The organism is Christiangramia qingdaonensis (assembly GCF_048381525.1).
Classification (GTDB): Bacteria; Bacteroidota; Bacteroidia; order Flavobacteriales; family Flavobacteriaceae; genus Christiangramia.
Genome location: NZ_JBLWIM010000012.1, coordinates 508,172 through 525,030 on the forward strand (window position 1 = coordinate 508,172; position 16,859 = coordinate 525,030).

At 39.1% G+C, this 16,859-nt stretch carries 15 protein-coding genes and 1 pseudogene; 8 read left to right on the top strand and 8 right to left on the bottom strand.

Annotated elements, in window-relative coordinates; translation table 11 throughout:
• Nucleotides 1-150: 150 nt before the first annotated feature.
• The gene (gene kbl, locus ACNI3T_RS07220) at nucleotides 151-1,347 is read right to left on the bottom strand and encodes a glycine C-acetyltransferase (protein WP_418227245.1); all 1,197 of its coding nucleotides are present in this window, start codon (nucleotides 1,345-1,347) and stop codon (nucleotides 151-153) included.
• 43 nt (nucleotides 1,348-1,390) lie between these two features.
• Entirely contained in the window at nucleotides 1,391-4,501 is a 3,111-nt protein-coding gene (locus tag ACNI3T_RS07225) for a UvrD-helicase domain-containing protein (RefSeq protein WP_418227246.1), read from the bottom strand.
• Nucleotides 4,502-4,678: 177 nt separating this feature from the next.
• Between ACNI3T_RS07225 and ACNI3T_RS07230 the strand changes: the two genes are divergently transcribed.
• A complete protein-coding gene (locus ACNI3T_RS07230; RefSeq protein WP_418227247.1) occupies nucleotides 4,679-5,287 on the top strand; it encodes a superoxide dismutase in 609 nt (202 codons plus the stop codon).
• Nucleotides 5,288-5,919: 632 nt separating this feature from the next.
• Here ACNI3T_RS07230 and ACNI3T_RS07235 read toward each other — a convergent pair.
• The 4 genes from ACNI3T_RS07235 to purN form a co-directional block, all read right to left on the bottom strand.
• Nucleotides 5,920-7,818 (bottom strand): amidophosphoribosyltransferase, encoded by a 1,899-nt coding sequence (locus ACNI3T_RS07235; RefSeq protein ID WP_418227248.1) that lies wholly within the window; start codon nucleotides 7,816-7,818, stop codon nucleotides 5,920-5,922.
• A gap of 74 nt (nucleotides 7,819-7,892) precedes the next feature.
• On the bottom strand, nucleotides 7,893-8,816 hold the full coding sequence (locus ACNI3T_RS07240; RefSeq protein WP_418227249.1) for a PfkB family carbohydrate kinase: 924 nt from the start codon (nucleotides 8,814-8,816) through the stop codon (nucleotides 7,893-7,895).
• A gap of 74 nt (nucleotides 8,817-8,890) precedes the next feature.
• Nucleotides 8,891-9,355 (bottom strand): ribonuclease HI, encoded by a 465-nt coding sequence (gene rnhA, locus ACNI3T_RS07245; RefSeq protein ID WP_418227250.1) that lies wholly within the window; start codon nucleotides 9,353-9,355, stop codon nucleotides 8,891-8,893.
• Nucleotides 9,356-9,360: 5 nt separating this feature from the next.
• The gene (gene purN, locus ACNI3T_RS07250; protein WP_418227251.1) at nucleotides 9,361-9,951 is read right to left on the bottom strand and encodes a phosphoribosylglycinamide formyltransferase; all 591 of its coding nucleotides are present in this window, start codon (nucleotides 9,949-9,951) and stop codon (nucleotides 9,361-9,363) included.
• 146 nt (nucleotides 9,952-10,097) lie between these two features.
• Between purN and ACNI3T_RS07255 the strand changes: the two genes are divergently transcribed.
• The 5 genes from ACNI3T_RS07255 (at nucleotide 10,098) to pyk (ending at nucleotide 14,365) form a co-directional block, all read left to right on the top strand.
• Entirely contained in the window at nucleotides 10,098-10,334 is a 237-nt protein-coding gene (locus ACNI3T_RS07255) for an acyl carrier protein (RefSeq protein WP_013069791.1), read from the top strand.
• Nucleotides 10,335-10,348: 14 nt separating this feature from the next.
• Nucleotides 10,349-11,602 carry a beta-ketoacyl-ACP synthase II gene (gene fabF / locus ACNI3T_RS07260; RefSeq protein WP_322301493.1) on the top strand — a complete coding sequence of 418 codons (1,254 nt, stop codon included), beginning with the start codon at nucleotides 10,349-10,351 and terminating at the stop codon, nucleotides 11,600-11,602.
• Nucleotides 11,603-11,605: 3 nt separating this feature from the next.
• Nucleotides 11,606-12,337 (top strand): ribonuclease III, encoded by a 732-nt coding sequence (rnc, locus tag ACNI3T_RS07265; RefSeq protein WP_322301492.1) that lies wholly within the window; start codon nucleotides 11,606-11,608, stop codon nucleotides 12,335-12,337.
• A 118-nt stretch (nucleotides 12,338-12,455) separates the two neighbouring features.
• Nucleotides 12,456-12,935: an IPExxxVDY family protein gene (locus ACNI3T_RS07270; RefSeq protein WP_322301491.1), complete on the top strand. Its 480-nt coding sequence runs from the start codon at nucleotides 12,456-12,458 to the stop codon at nucleotides 12,933-12,935.
• Complete coding sequence (pyk, locus tag ACNI3T_RS07275) at nucleotides 12,935-14,365, top strand: pyruvate kinase (RefSeq protein WP_418227252.1); 1,431 nt, start codon at nucleotides 12,935-12,937, stop codon at nucleotides 14,363-14,365. The genes ACNI3T_RS07270 and pyk overlap by 1 nt, the downstream gene beginning before the upstream one ends.
• 57 nt (nucleotides 14,366-14,422) lie before the next feature.
• Here pyk and ACNI3T_RS07280 read toward each other — a convergent pair whose 3' ends face one another.
• Nucleotides 14,423-14,923, bottom strand: a complete 501-nt coding sequence (locus ACNI3T_RS07280; protein WP_418227253.1) for a lipocalin-like domain-containing protein — start codon at nucleotides 14,921-14,923, stop codon at nucleotides 14,423-14,425.
• Complete coding sequence (dinB, locus tag ACNI3T_RS07285) at nucleotides 14,923-16,011, bottom strand: DNA polymerase IV (protein ID WP_418227254.1); 1,089 nt, start codon at nucleotides 16,009-16,011, stop codon at nucleotides 14,923-14,925. Before dinB ends, ACNI3T_RS07280 begins: the two co-directional genes overlap by 1 nt.
• A 45-nt stretch (nucleotides 16,012-16,056) precedes the next feature.
• Between dinB and ACNI3T_RS07290 the strand changes: the two genes are divergently transcribed.
• Entirely contained in the window at nucleotides 16,057-16,728 is a 672-nt protein-coding gene (locus ACNI3T_RS07290) for an NAD(P)H-binding protein (RefSeq protein WP_418227255.1), read from the top strand.
• Nucleotides 16,725-16,859, top strand: a pseudogene (locus tag ACNI3T_RS07295) (CYTH domain-containing protein); the annotation flags it as partial. The gene ACNI3T_RS07290 and the pseudogene ACNI3T_RS07295, both read left to right, overlap by 4 nt.

Consider the following 16,859-nt stretch of genomic DNA (forward strand, 5'->3'; position numbering starts at 1 on the left):
AAGCAAAAGTATATGCTTAATGCATATTAACAAAAGTAAAAATAATAAAGTTTTCTTAATTAGAGCGCGATTCCAAAGGGTTTTCAGCCTTGTTAACAACTGGTTTTCAATGAAATCAACCTTCTTCAATCATTAAATAAGAAGTTAATTTTAGCTAATCACTCCTAATTCCTTTCCAACTTTGGTAAATGCCTGAATTGCTTTGTCCAGATGTTCCTTGTTATGTGCAGCAGATAATTGAACTCTAATTCTTGCTTTTCCCTTTGGTACTACAGGATAGAAGAAGCCTATTACATAGATTCCCTCCTCAAGCAACTTGTCTGCCATATCCTGGGATAATTTAGCATCATGTAGCATTACCGGTACAATTGCTGCCTCACCGTCAATGATCTCAAAACCGGCATCTTTAACACCCTTTTTGAAGTAAGCAGTATTCTCTTTTAACTTTTGTCGTAAACTGGAATCATTTTCCAGCATTTCAAATACTTTAATAGATGCTCCAACGATTGCAGGGGCTAATGAGTTTGAAAACAAGTATGGTCTTGATCTTTGTCTTAATAGTTCAATGATCTCTTTTTTAGCAGTGGTATAACCTCCCATGGCGCCACCGAGTGCTTTTCCTAAAGTACCGGTGATGATGTCAACTCTACCAAGAACATTCTTTTCTTCCAAAGTTCCAATCCCTTTCTCACCTATAAAACCGGTAGCATGACATTCATCAATCATTACTAAAGCATCATATTTATCTGCCAGGTCACAAATAGCATCCAATGGAGCAACAAGGCCATCCATGGAGAACACACCATCTGTCACAATTATCTTAAAACGTGCTCCTTTTTCGTTCGCCGCCTTTAACTGCTCTTCGAGATCATTCATATCGCCATTTTGGTAACGATAACGCGCAGCTTTGCATAGTCTCACACCATCAATAATGGAAGCATGATTTAATGAATCTGAAATAATGGCATCTTCTTTCGTAAGGAGTGGTTCAAAAATTCCACCGTTGGCATCAAAACATGCAGCGTACAGGATTGTATCTTCAGTTCCGTAGAAATCAGCGATCTTTTGCTCCAGTTCTTTATGAATATCCTGGGTTCCACATATAAAACGTACACTGGACATTCCAAAACCATGAGTATCCATAGTATCTTTTGCAGCCTGTATCACCTCAGGATGTGAAGACAATCCCAGGTAGTTGTTCGCACAGAAGTTGATCACTTCCTGCCCGGTAGATATTTTGATCACCGCGTCCTGAGGCCCGGTAATAATTCGTTCTTTTTTAAAGAGTCCGTCGTTTTTGATCTCTTCAAGTTCTTTTTCTAAATGCTCTTTTATTTTTCCGTACATATCAATATTTTAATTTTCACTCTCGTGCAAAGTTATAATTCTTTTATACAATCCTAATTTGAACCGGTTCGTTCGTGTAGACAAGCATAGATTTCTCCACTTCGTAACCCATATTGGTCATGGCTTTTGCATATTCTGAAACCTGGCGGGTATGAGTATCCACAAAACCACCGGTCTTATAATCTATAATGGTGATCTTATTATTACTGAAGTTCAGCCTGTCTGGACGCAATCGGTTCCCGTCGCGGGTAATGATCTCCCTTTCATTCTTGTTTTGCACATTTTCTGCAAATAAATATTTTAGTTCTTCATGCTCAATGATCTTTTCGATGCTGGCAGAGATTTCTGTCCTTGATTCTTCCCTTATTAATCCTGAATTTACTGCCCAGACCATGGCTTTTTCAAGGTCCTTGGAAGAATTGATCCTGGCCAGGATCTCGTGAGCAATTTCACCTTTTTCGATAGCCTCCTGCTGCTTTGTATCCCACATCGCGCCAGATCGTGTTACAATATTTACAGCTTTGTTTTGAACCGGGGAGGTATAGAATTGTTCCGGGAAAATAGAAGTTTTTCCTTTTTTCTCTTCGGAAGAAAATTTTAACTTTTCTCCAAATTCACAAACCAGGGAGTCGTCATATTTAGATTCAGATTCCAGAAAGTTTTTAAGTATTCCTGAAATATTAAGGGTCTTCTTATCTGAAGATTCGTGGCTGGTCATAATATATAGCTCTTCTGCAGCTCTCGTACAGGCAACATAGAGTACATTCAACGTATCCAGCTCATTCTTGCTCAACAAGTCATGATATTTCTCAACCGCTTCCTCATTCCAGTTCAATAATTTTTTAGAAGCACTTACATAAGCCAGCGGAATATTTTCATCTGGAACGCTTAACCAGAGGTTATCCATTCTTGTATTTTGCAGGTCTGCATTTGCAAAAGGATAAATGACTACAGGAAATTCAAGTCCTTTCGACTTATGAATGGTCATGATCTGTACAGCATCATCGGTTTCTGGAACCACGATGCTTAGCCTGTCCTTTTTACGTTCCCAGAGCTCTAGAAATGAATGCAGGCTGTTGGAGGTTTTTTGAGCAGACTCAAATATAAAATCCAGGAAAAACTGGATATACGCATTGGATTGCTGTACAAGTTCAAAACTTCGAATGATATATTCTGCGGCTTCGTAGATCGACAATCTTTTGATCTCCATTAAATCAAAGCTTACCAATTCATAGTCCAGCCATCCCAGAAATTCCTGTCCGTTTTTAGGCAAATGCTCTACAAGTACCGGAAAACTTTCTTCTTCGGAAATGTATCGAGGTGATAACTGCTCATAGATCTTCAGTTTTAACTGATCGTCTTCGGGATAAAGTGAAAACTTCAGTAGATCTGCAATTAATGTTACTTCCGAAGATTGAGAAACCAGAAGCGTTTCAGATGAAATTACTGAAATTCCCTGTTCTGAAAGATATTCAGCAATGGCAATCCCTTCTTTTTTACGCCGAGTAAGTATGCAGATATCCTGCTTGGAATAGCCTTGTCCTTCCAGATCTTTGATAGTTTCGAAGATCTTTTCAGGATAGATTTCCAGTTGTTCTTCAGCATTTTTTGCATCAATAAAACTTACGTTCACATAACCAAATTCACCCTTTTTAGGCGATTGTGCTGAATTCTTAAAAAGATCTGCATATTCAGGATGTGTTAGAACCGTAGCAGCATACTGAAAAAAGCTATTATTAAAGTTCACCACGGTCGAGCCACTCCTAAAATTATTTGGTAGGTTCTCAAGAATCTGTTCTATCTGAAACGGATTCGTTTTTTTATTGCTAAGGTCTATAAGTTGTTCTGCCCGGCCGCCTCTCCAGCGATAGATACTCTGCTTAGCATCTCCAACGATTGTAATACCAGAAGCCTCTTCGCCCTGACTAAGATTATGGCTGATAAGTGGCACCAGGTTTTCCCATTGCATGGTAGATGTATCCTGGAATTCATCAATAAAATAGTGCTGATAACGTTCTCCAAGTCGTTCGTAAATGAAAGGAGCCGGTTGATCTTTTACCTGTTCACTTATTTTTGGATTAAATTCTGAAATTAAAATGACATTTTTTTCTTTCTTAATCAGCTCTATTTCCCGGTTTATTTCATTGATCAAAGAGAGCTGAACCAGATTTTTCCTGATCTCGGTAAGAAATTCCAGGTGAAAGAATAACTTTTTGGAAGTTTCGAAGATCTCCACAAGTTCAGGTTGTAAAGAATCCATGCTCATTTGAGTATCTTTACTGGCCTTGGTCTTGGCATACATTGGGGAATCTGCAATGTTCTTCGCCCACGCACTCTCAAAATTAACTGATATTTCACCTTGCTGCAACTTTGAAAAATGCTTGGGTATGTACTTACCTTTAAAATCTTCTTCTGACAGTCCGGCGTTATGGATGACTTCAAAAAAATGATCTCCAAAAGTTTTTAACCCATCTTCAGCTTCCAGCATATCTGCCCTTAATTTTTTGGCAAATGCGGCAAAATCCTCCAGTGTTCTGGTCTTAAGAACTGCGATTTCTTTCTGGTGATTTTCGTTGATGAGCAAACGCGATATATCGTAAAGATCTCGACTAATATCCCAGCTGCGATCATCATCTGTTTTTGAAAGGGTGTAGTTCACCAGCACCCGTGTCAATTTCTCGTCATTACCGGCCCGGTTAATAAGGCTGTCTACCGCTTCCATTAGAATATCTTCTGCGCCAATTTCCACTTCAAAATTCATGGGTATACCAAGGTCACGAGCGAAAGTGCGAATCACCCGATGTGTGAATCCATCTATAGTCGATATTTCAAATGCAGCATAATTATGAATAATACTTTTAAGGATTTCCCTGGATTTCTCTCGTATTTGCACTTCTGAAAGATCGGTTTCTTCCATAATCGCGTTCATTAGAGGATCTACCTTACCTAAATCTTCTTTTGCAAAACTGGCCAGGCTGTCTATGATCCGCTTTTTCATTTCACCAACAGCTTTATTGGTAAAGGTGATGGCAAGGATATTTTTATAGCTATCCTTTCGATTGGAGTTGAATAAAATACTGAGGTAACGCTTTACGAGGGTGAAGGTTTTTCCAGAGCCTGCAGAGGCATTATAGATATGAAAGAAATTTTCCAAATTCGGCTATATTATTGAGATTTGAGAGCTTGTACAAAGCTTAAAGTTAAAATAAAAATGACTGGAAATCGGGCATTGCTTTTAAGTAATTTATAACAGTAAATAATTTCCATTAAATGCCTTAATGGCTAAATTTGATGGAATATAAAGTACTAATCACAAAAAAATCAGATAATTATGTCATTTGAATTACCAAAACTTAAATATGCTTTTGATGCATTGGAGCCATATATAGATGCAAAAACGATGGAAATTCACCACGATAAGCATCATGCAGGTTATACCAAGAAGCTGAACGATGCGATCGAAGGTACAGATATGGAAGGAAAGAATATAGAAAATATACTTCAAAACCTTGACATGTCTAATAAAGCTGTAAGAAACAATGGTGGTGGTTTTTATAACCATAGCTTATTCTGGGAAGTAATGTCTCCTGATGGTGGAGGAAAACCAGAAGGCGAGCTAGCTTCAGCTATCGATAGCGCTTTTGGTTCTTTCGATGCTTTTAAAGAGAAATTTTCTAATGCAGCTGCTGGACAATTTGGATCTGGATGGGCATGGCTATGTGTACATAGTGGTGGAAAAGTAGAAGTTTGTTCTACTGCAAACCAGGATAATCCAATCATGCCAGAAATTGGTTGTGGAGGAACTCCAATTCTTGGATTAGACGTTTGGGAACATGCTTATTACCTGAATTACCAGAACAAGCGTCCTGAATATATCGATGCATTCTTTAATGTGATCGATTGGAAAGAAGTTTCCAGCAGATACGCTAAAGCAAAATAATATAGAATTGATTTTCTAAACATTGAAGACCGCCATTTGGCGGTCTTTTTTGTTCAGTTATATTCATAAAAAAAGGCGGATCAAGATCCACCTTTTTTTGCCCCAAATCTACCATGAACTTAACCTACTTATGCTATGGTCTAATAAATATAGTTCGAATGTTCGTTGCAAATCAAACTTTTAGACGAAATACCTGAAAACTAGATGAGTAGCTGAAATTAAAGAAGTGTTTAAGTAGTAGGCATAAGTGTCAAACAAACTGATCTTCAGTTATGTTCATAAAAAAAGGCGGATCAAGATCCACCTTTTTTTGCCCCAAATCTACCATGAACTTAACCTACTTATGCTATGGTCTAATAAATATAGTTTGAAAGTTCGTTGCAAATCAAACTTTTAGATGAAATACCTGAAAACTAGTTAAGTGGCTTATTATTAGAATATTATAGGTGGATGCCACCTCGAGAAATTTAACGACTGGATATAAAAAAAGGCGGAATGAATCCACCTTTTTTTGCCCCAAATCTACCATGAACTTAACCTACTTATGTTATGGCATGCTACTAATGTAGATAGATAAAATCTAGCCACAAATATTATTAGACAAAATGCATATTTACTGGTTGAAAAGCGATTTAGTATGCTCTGTCTGTATTTCCTTCATAGAAATTTATAAATGCCCGATTTACTACCCGGTTCCCGCCGGCAGTGGGATAGTCACCGGTAAAGTACCAGTCACCCAGGTTCTTTGGACATGCTTTATGTAAGTTTTCTACCGTTTGGTAAATGATCTTTACGTCAGCATTTACATCCGTATCACACAACAATTCTGAGATCTTATCAGAGATCTGCTCATTGGTAAATGGTTCGTACATTTCCTTGACGAAGTTCTGCACTTCCGTATCATCCAAATCTACCTGTTGCTTACATTTCTTATAAACCTTTTCTACGATCTCATAATGGTCAGATTCCTTAAGTAACTCCAAAGCAGCTCTAAAAGCAACAAGATCTTCCAGCCTGGCCATATCAATTCCATAACAATCCGGGTACCTTATTTGTGGAGCCGAAGAAACTACCACGATCTTTTTTGGTTTAAGCCGGTCCATCATCTTGATAATACTTTTCTTCAGAGTAGTTCCCCGAACAATACTGTCATCAATGATCACGAGGTTGTCCTCGGGTTTTACCACGCCGTATGTCACATCATACACATGGGCAACCAGGTCATCCCTGCTGCTATCTTCAGTAATAAAGGTTCGTAGTTTTACGTCCTTGATCGCGATCTTTTCAGTCCTAAGCCTATGGGATAGAATTTCCTGTAGTCTTGCATCGGTTAAAGTTTCCTTTTCTTCCAGGATCGCTTCATTCTTCTGCTTGTTCAATTCATCCTGAGCGGCTTCCACCATTCCGTAGAAAGAAGTTTCCGCAGTATTAGGAATAAATGAGAAAACAGTTTTTAAGGTGTCATGGTCAATACTTTTTAACACATCTGGCATGAGTAGTCTACCTAGCATTTTACGCTCTTCATAAATTTCAGCATCACTACCGCGGGAAAAATAGATTCTTTCAAAAGAACAGGCTTTGCGCTCCAGAGGTTTCAGAATTTCGGTAATATTTACCTCTCCGCTTTTTTTAGTGATGATCGCGTTCCCTGGAGGTAATTCGTGAACATCATCAAAATCTACATTGAATACTGTTTGAATTACTGGTCTTTCTGAAGCTACCACGACCACTTCATCATCTTTATAATAATATGCGGGCCGAATTCCTGCCGGATCGCGAAGTACGAAGGAATCACCGTGACCTATCATTCCAGCCATGGCATAACCTCCATCCCAGTTCTTCGAAGACTTTCTCAGGATCTTCGCAACATCAAGCTGCTCTGCGATATGTGGAGATGCCTGCTTCTTGGAAAAACCTTCTTTCTTAAGTTTCTTATATAATTTTCTTACTTCTGAATCCAGAAAGTGACCGATCTTCTCCATTACGGTGACCGTATCAGCCCGTTCTTTTGGATGCTGACCAAGTTCTACAAGATTATCGAACAATTGGTTCACATTGGTCATGTTGAAATTACCGGCAACTATAAGATTACGGTGCATCCAGTTGTTCTGTCTCAGGAATGGGTGTACGCTTTCTATGCTATTTTTTCCGAAGGTTCCGTAGCGAACATGACCTAGAAAAACCTCACCCAGGTAAGGGATGTATTTCTTCTGAAGCTCAGTATCTTCTGCGTACTCTGGATTTGCCAGGATCTCATCATTGATCCTTTGATTGATCTGTTCAAAAATATCCTGAATTGGCTGTGCGGCATTAGATCTTACGCGACTTATGTAACGCTCACCAGGTGCAGTATTTAATTTGATACTGGCGAAACCTGCACCATCCTGACCTCGGTTGTGCTGTTTCTCCATAAGAAGGTACATCTTATTCACACCATAAAAAGCAGTGCCATACTTCTTTTTATAGTAGTCTAATGGTTTAAGAAGCCTTATCTGTGCAATTCCACATTCGTGTTTTATAGCGTCACTCATAGGGTCTTATCTGGAATTTGTTGTGTTGTTATTTATGTCACAAAAAAAGCCCTGAAATTACAGGGCATGTTTTACTAGTCTAATTTTGTTTCGAAGTGCGTTAGCTTCTTGAAATCGTGAAGCCGCTCGTTTACTTCCTCGCGAGATAATTTCTGCATCCGTTCTGTTCCAAACTTTTCAACGCAAAAGGATGCGAGGTTAGATCCATAGATCACGGCGTTTTTCATGTTCTCGAAAGAGATATCATTTGTTCTGGCAAGGTATCCAATAAAACCACCGGCAAAAGTATCGCCAGCACCGGTTGGATCGAAAACTTCTTCAAGAGGAAGGGCAGGAGCATGGAAGATCTGATCTTCATGGAAAAGCAGTGCACCATGTTCTCCTTTTTTAATTACTATATATTTAGGACCCATTTCAGCGATCTTTCTGGCAGCTTTTACCAGAGAGTATTCACCTGAAAGTTGTCTTGCTTCTTCGTCATTAATAGTAATTACATCTACTTTAGCAATTACTTTGTCAAGGTCTTGAGGAGTATTGTCCATCCAGAAGTTCATAGTATCAAGAACAACAAGCTTAGGTTTCTCAACCTGTTCCAACACGCTCAATTGCACCAACGGATGAAGGTTTCCTAACATTACATATTCTGAGTCCTTATAATTATTAGGAACTACCGGGTTGAAATCTGCCAGTACATTTAATTGCGTATCCAGAGTATCTCTGCTGTTCAGATCATTATGATAGCGACCGCTCCAGAAAAACGTCTTACCTCCCTTTACAACCTCGATTCCTTCAATATCGATATTATTATTCTTCATTAGGTCGAGGTATTCATGGGGAAAATCATCTCCCACCACAGAAACCACGGCGCTGTCTATATCAAAGTTCGCTGCGGAAAGGCCTATATAAGTGCCTGCTCCACCTAATATTTTATCTGTTTTTCCAAATGGAGTTTCAATAGCATCAAAAGCTACAGTTCCAACAATAAGTAATTTACTCATAACGGGTTTTAAATTGTCGCTGCAAATATACAGTTTGTTTTTCAAGCTGTAAACCTGAAAGCCGGGTTCAATTGTTAAGCTTTGTAACCATCATCTGCGGGAAGGTCCTTTCCTTTAGAGGCCATTACTGCCAGGGTATCGCAACGCTCATTCTGTGGGTGATCATTATGACCTTTGATCCATTGGAACTCTACTTTATGTCTTCGGAAGACCTTCAGAAAAGCTTTCCAGAGATCAGCATTTTTACGATTCACAAAATTTTTCTTCTCCCAGCCAAAGATCCAGCCTTTGTTCACTGCGTCTGAAACATATCGGGAATCAGTGAAAACCTTGGCGGGTGTTCCAGGCGTTTTTAATTTGCTTAGTGCTACGATCACCGCCATAAGCTCCATTCTATTATTTGTGGTTAGCTTAAAACCCTGGGCGAATTCCTTCTGGTAAGGTTTGCCAACCCATTCCATTACGATACCAAAACCACCGGGACCGGGATTGCCGCGAGCAGCACCGTCTGTATAAATATGCACCTTTGGTGTAGTCACTTAATTTATTTTTGCAGGAGTTGCTTTATCACTTCCGGAAAGTGTTTGTATTCAAGCGCATGAATTTTTGTGGCAAGACTTTCTGGGGTGTCTTCCTCAGTAATCGGAGTGGTGGCCTGGAAAATGATATTTCCTTCATCATAACGTTCATTTACATAATGAATACTGATACCACTTTCTTTTTCTTTTTTCTCAATAACTGCCTGATGGACTTTATTTCCATACATTCCTTTACCGCCAAATTTAGGTAGTAGTGCGGGATGTATATTGATGATGCGATCTGGAAATTCAGCAATGATTTTGGATGGGAACAACCATAGAAAACCTGCTAGAACAATAAGATCTGGATTCATGTCTTCCAGAATATGAAGTACTTCATTGGTCTGATAGAATGAATTCCGGTCAAAATGCAAGGCTTTTACCTGCAGGTCATGCGCTCGTTTTAAAGCACCGGCGTATTTTTTATTGGAGAATACCGCCAATATGCTGGTATCACTGGATTCCTGAAAGTACCTGATAATATTCTCGGCGTTCGTGCCGGAGCCTGAAGCAAAAATGACAATCTTCTTTCTGGTCGTATTTCTTTTGTCACTCAAAATAAGGCTGTTAACAATTATTAGGATGTAAAATTAACTGCTTTGAGTGAATTTATGTAAATTACCATCACATTTTTGGAGTAAAAATCGGTTTTAAAATAAAAGTTTTTATTTTTGCCACCTAATCAAAATTAAAATAAAAAATTATGTCAGACATTGCATCAAGAGTAAAAGCTATAATCGTTGACAAATTAGGAGTTGACGAGAATGAAGTTGTAAACGAAGCCAGCTTCACCAACGACTTGGGTGCTGATTCACTAGACACAGTTGAATTGATCATGGAATTCGAAAAGGAATTCGACATTCAGATTCCAGACGATCAGGCAGAAAACATTGCAACTGTAGGTCAGGCAATTTCATATATCGAAGACGCTAAAAAATAAATCATAGACACCATATGGAGTTGAAGCGAGTAGTAGTTACAGGCCTTGGAGCCTTAACCCCAATTGGTAACAATTTAGAGGAATATTGGGAAGGACTTAAAAGTGGAAAAAGTGGTAGCGCGCCTATCACTTATTTTGATACTGAGAAGTTCAAGACTAAATTCGCATGTGAACTCAAAAATTTTAATCCTTTAGATCATTTTGATCGTAAGGAGGCCAGAAAACTTGATAGGTTCGCTCAGTATGCAATGGTATCTGCAGACGAAGCTATCGAGGATTCTGGTATAGACCTTGAAACGGTAGACAAATATCGCGTTGGCGTTATATGGGGTGCCGGGATAGGTGGACTGGAAACTTTCCAGAATGAAGTTATCAACTTCGCTGAAGGTGATGGTACTCCAAGATTCAATCCTTTCTTTATTCCCAAGATGATAGCAGATATTGCCCCAGGTAATATTTCTATCAAACACGGGTTCATGGGAGCAAATTATACCACAGTATCTGCATGTGCATCATCTGCAAACGCAATGATAGACGCGCTCAACAACATTAGGTTGGGGTACAGTGATGTAATTGTTTCAGGAGGATCTGAAGCGGCAGTGACGCTGGCAGGAATGGGTGGATTTAACGCAATGCATGCCCTTTCTACCAGAAACGAAAGCCCGGAGACAGCCTCAAGACCATTCGATTCCACAAGGGATGGATTTGTTCTTGGCGAAGGAGCTGGAGCTCTTATTCTTGAAGAATATGAGCACGCTAAAGCAAGAGGAGCTAAGATCTATGCTGAGTTGCTTGGAGGTGGTCTATCTTCAGACGCTTATCACATGACCGCTCCGCATCCTGAAGGAGATGGAGTTGTTGCTGTAATGAAAAACTGCCTTAAGAATGCAGGTTTGAAACCAGAGGATGTAGATGTGATCAATACACATGGTACTTCTACGCCGCTTGGGGATGTAGCTGAATTAAAAGCTATTTCCAAGGTGTTTGGAGATCATGCTAAGAACATGAATATCAATTCAACAAAATCAATGACCGGTCACCTTCTTGGTGCAGCTGGAGCCATTGAAGCAATTGCGTCGATACTTTCAATGAAACATAGTTTGATCCCGCCTACCATAAACCATGAGAACATTGATGAAAATATTGATCCTGAACTTAATCTAACCCTGAACAAAGCTCAGGAAAGAGAAGTCAAGATCGCTATGAGTAACACGTTTGGTTTTGGAGGTCATAATGCCTGTGTAGTATTTAAAAAATTAGACGAATAGACCATGAGCGTCATTCGTAACATATTAAATTCCCGCTCTTATAAAGGCGGGAATTTTTTTAATATCCTAACTCAAATCCTGGGTTTCAAACCCAAGACACTTTCACCTTATAAAAAAGCATTTACCCATCGTTCTCTTAATCGAAGGGATGAAGATGGAAATGCCATCAACTTTGAACGTCTGGAATTTCTTGGTGATGCCATGCTTAGTGCGGTAGTCGCTTCTCATCTTTTTAGAGCGGTTCCCGGAGGGAATGAAGGCTATCTTACTAAAATGCGTTCCAAGGTGGTGAGTCGTAAACACCTGAATGAACTAGGGAAAGACTTGGGGCTTATCGAACATGTTCAAACCAATATCCCTGTTACACAATTTGGAGTGAATATTCATGGTAACCTATTTGAAGCTCTCGTTGGTGCTATCTATCTTGATAGAGGTTATAAATATTGTGAACGCTTCATTTACGAGCGAGTGATAGATCCCTATGTGGACATAGAACAACTCGAAGGAAAAGTGATTAGCTATAAGAGCCTGGTAATAGAATGGTGCCAGAAGGAGAAGAAGGAATTTGATTTCGAAGTCTACGAGGATACTGGGAATGATGAACTAAAACATTTCGCTGTAAAACTCCGAATTGAAAACCGGGTGGTAGCAAAGGCCAGGGCAACTTCGAAAAAGAAAGCTGAAGAGAAAGCATCGAAAAGAGCTTACTACGCACTTCAGGCTAAAATGAAATAATTTGCGAAATTAACGTAAACTATAACGTTTTCGTAGAAAATTATGAATTTTAGACCCCTAATATCTTCATTTCAGCAATGATATATTATCTTTAACCTTAAATTCCGAATTTGTGCTTATGCATAAGGAACTGCTTGAGTTTGAAGATGAGAGCTTTCAATTGATCGCGATCTACTCTTCTTTAGAAGGGTATAGAATGGCTTATTTAATTAATAAGAATTTGCGAACAAAGCTGGAGAGAGAGGCGACAGACATCGATTTTAATCATTCTGAATATCATGCTTTTTACGCTCTTTACTCTTTCAAAGATCCAAAAGCTTACTACAGCGTTGAACTTGTTACCAATAAGTTCAAGGGAGAACCGAAAAGGATTTTAAGTACAGGTTCCCTTTTTAATGAGGAAGAGTTCAGCTCAAAAGAAATTAATCTTATACCTGAATATAGTAAAGTTGATTTTTTTCTGAAGATAAGTGAGGAAATTCTACCTAAAGAATTCATCAGGATTCTGAACAAGATTAATCAAATTCCAGGAGTACAGGCAGCTTACGCTATAGAAGTGGATAAGCTGAAGAACAAACAAAATCTAATTTTCGAATAATGCCGACCAACAAGAAAACAAAAATAGTTGCCACACTGGGCCCTGCAACCAGTAGCAAAGATACTTTAAAGAGAATGTTGCAGGAAGGTGTCAACGTATTTCGTATCAACTTTTCACACGCAGATTATGAAGATGTGAAACAGCGGGTACAGATGATTAGAGAACTGAACGAGGAAGAAGGATTTAATGCCGCGATTCTTGCCGATCTTCAGGGTCCAAAACTTCGTGTTGGAGTGATGAAGGAAGAAGTTGTAGTTTCTGAAGGTGATATTATCACTTTCGTAACTGGCGAGCCTTTTAAAGGAACTTCGGAGCGTGTTTACATGAATTATGAAACCTTTCCGCAGGACGTAAAAGCCGGAGAAAGAATTCTACTTGATGATGGTAAACTAATCTTTGAAGTTGTAAAAACCAACAAGAAGGATGAGGTTACTACTAAAGTTGTTCAGGGTGGACCATTAAAATCAAAAAAGGGTGTAAATCTTCCAAATACAAATATCTCTCTACCTGCACTTACAGAGAAGGATATTAAAGATGCTAAATTCGCCTGCGAGCTTGCCGTAGACTGGATGGCACTTTCTTTTGTTAGACACGCGGAAGATCTTATGGAACTTCAAAAACTGATCAATGAGCATTCAGAATTTAAAATCCCAATCGTTGCGAAGATCGAAAAACCCGAAGGTGTAGAGAATATCGATAAGATCGTTGCTTACTGTGACGGACTTATGGTAGCTCGAGGAGATCTGGGTGTGGAAATTCCTGCTCAGGAAGTTCCTCTAATTCAGAAGAAACTGGTTCTTACAGCTAAGAAAGCAAGAATCCCGGTGATCATCGCCACTCAGATGATGGAAACCATGATCACGAGCCTAACGCCTACCAGGGCAGAGGTGAACGATGTTGCTAATTCCGTCATGGATGGAGCAGATGCTGTGATGCTTTCCGGAGAAACTTCCGTAGGGCAATATCCGGTACAGGTTATTCAGAAGATGGCGCAGATCCTGGAAAGTGTAGAGAACTCTCCACTTATTAAAGTTCCGCATGAGCCACCGCACGTAAGAACGAAAAGATATATTACCAAAGCTGTTTGTTATCATGCAGCGCATATGGCTAACGAAATCAAAGCTAAGGCGATCTGTACGTTAACTAATAGTGGTTATACGGCATTCCAGATCTCTGCATGGAGACCGGAAGCTCATATCCTTGTATTTACATCGAATAGAAGGATACTTAACCAATTGAGCCTTTTGTGGGGTGTGAAAGCCTTTTTCTACGATAAGTTCGTGAGTACAGATGAGACTATCGATGATATTAACGATATGGCGAAACAATATAAATTTGTGGAAGTTGGAGACTTTACGATCAACCTTGCCGCAATGCCAATTACTGCTAAGGGAATGGTGAACACGCTAAGAGTTTCAGAAATAGAATAGAACAGTAAATGTTCAAATTTAAAAACCGGATATCTGCATGAGTTGGTATCCGGTTTTTTAATGGTGGAAATTTCGATCACCAATATCCAGATCTTCCTGAACGAGAATATCTGTGATCAATCTGCTGGTGTTGCCATATTGATTATGCCTGAAAACCACTTCAAGAGTGTCCTTCGTTAACTTCAGAATTTTGAAATCTTTATATTCCTTATCCGTACTTAATAATTCAGGAATCTGCGGACTATTAATTCTTAAGTAGGGTTCATTTTTCACTCCCTTCTGGAATTCCCAGGTGCCAACAAGACTCGGTCCACAATTCTTATTTTTCCCATTATTATCTTCAACAGTATGATCTACGGAAAAACTCTGGCGATAATTGAGAAAGCATGGACCCATGTTCATCCGTACGTTGTTGTTGGAACGCCTTGCGAGCTTCCATGTTTTTGTACTGTCACCCGCCAGTAAGGTCGCGGCATTTTCAGGCAACTCGTAAACCTGATCTTCCTGGCAGGAAATCATGCCGATCATCATACATATCAACAACAACTTCTTAGTCATTAGAATTTAAATTTCAATTGGACGAGGATCTCCTTTTCTTCTTCTTTCGTATCCTTATCGGTATTTAAATTGGACAGCGAAATTCCCAGTAGTCTAACCGAATTCTTCATTTTCTCCTGATATAATAATTCTTTGGCGATTTCGAGAATGAGTTCTTTACTGGAAATATAGTAGCTAATCGTCTTGCTTCTGGTTTGCTGAGTGAAATCACTGTATTTGATCTTCAAAGTGATCGTTTTCCCGGCGACATCAGATTTTTTCAATCTTCGTTCTATTTCTTCAGCGATGTTCTGAAGTTTTTCAAGCATAAAAATCTCAGAAGATATATTTTCATTAAAGGTTCTTTCAGCACCTAGCGATTTACGTGTTCTATGTGGTTTAACTTCACTATGATGAATCCCGCGAACTACGTTGTAAAAGTGCCTGCCACTCTTTCCAAAATGTTCACTTAGGTATTCTTCCGTTTTAGACTTAAGTTCTTTTCCGCTAAATATCCCCAGTCGATACATTTTTTCCGCAGTTACTTTTCCAACACCGTAGAATTTTCTGATATCAAGCTCTTCCAGGAACTCTAAAACTTCTTCTGGCGGTACGGTTTTCTGTCCGTTTGGTTTGTTGATGTCACTGGCGACCTTGGCGATGAATTTATTCACGGAAATTCCTGCGGAAGCGTTCAAACCAGTTTTTTCCTTGATCTGGTCTCTTATCTTTTTAGCGATAAGAGTTGCACTCATCATGCCTTTTTTATTCTCGGTAACATCAAGATATGCTTCATCCAGAGATAATGGCTCGACAAGGTCTGTATACTCATAAAAGATCTCCCTGATCTGCGCTGAAATTTCACGATATCTTTCAAAATTTGATTTTACGAAGATAAGATCGGGACAGTTTCTTTTAGCCATCACGCTGCTCATGGCACTACGCACGCCAAACTTTCTTGCCTCGTAACTGGCTGCACTTACGACTCCGCGTTGTGAGCTGCCACCTACTGCGACCGGCTTACCCCGAAGATCCGGGTTATCCAGTTGCTCTACTGAAGCATAGAAGGCATCCATATCTACATGGATAATTTTGCGAAGTTTTTCCACCTTGTAAATTTAAGTAATATCTTAGTCTAATTAATAGCTACAGCAATGGAACAGGCGAAAACAGCGATCATTCTTGGTGCTACCGGTTTAACCGGTGGTATTCTTTTAGATAAATTAATAAGGGATGATCGTTATAGAAAGATCAAGGTTTTTGGGAGAAATCATGTGTCTCAAAAGAGTGAGAAGATCGAGGAATATTTAATCGATCTTTTTGAACTTGAAAAGCTCCAGGAATTATTTATCGGAGATGAGGTGTTCTGCTGTATAGGAACTACAAAAAGTAAAACTCCCGATAAGGAATTGTATCGACAAATTGATTTCGGTATTCCTGCAACCGCTGCTAAACTGGCAAAAAGAAATGGCATTAGCACTTTTATGGTAATCTCAGCTTTAGGTGCTGATGAGGATAGTAATATCTTTTATAATAAGGTGAAAGGTGAAATGGAAGGTGCTGTACTGGAACAGAAAATCACAAATACTTATATACTGCAACCATCTTTAATTGCTGGTAATAGGGCAGAGAACAGGCTGATGGAATCCATTTTTATTAATTTGATGAAATTTGGTAATCATTTGCTCATTGGCGGACTCAAAAAATACAGAAGTATAAAACCAGAGGAGATCGCGAATGCGATGCGATACCTGGCGAACCATCAATATAAAAGCGGTAGAATAGAATCTGATAAGATCAAGACTTTAAGCAACTCTTCAGAATGATAGAAATCGAAAGAAAATTCCTGATCACTTCAGAAGCATTTAAGAATGAAGCGAGTAGTAAGACCTTATTTATACAGGCTTATCTAAATACGAATCCGGAACGAACAATCAGGATACGCATTAAAGCTGAT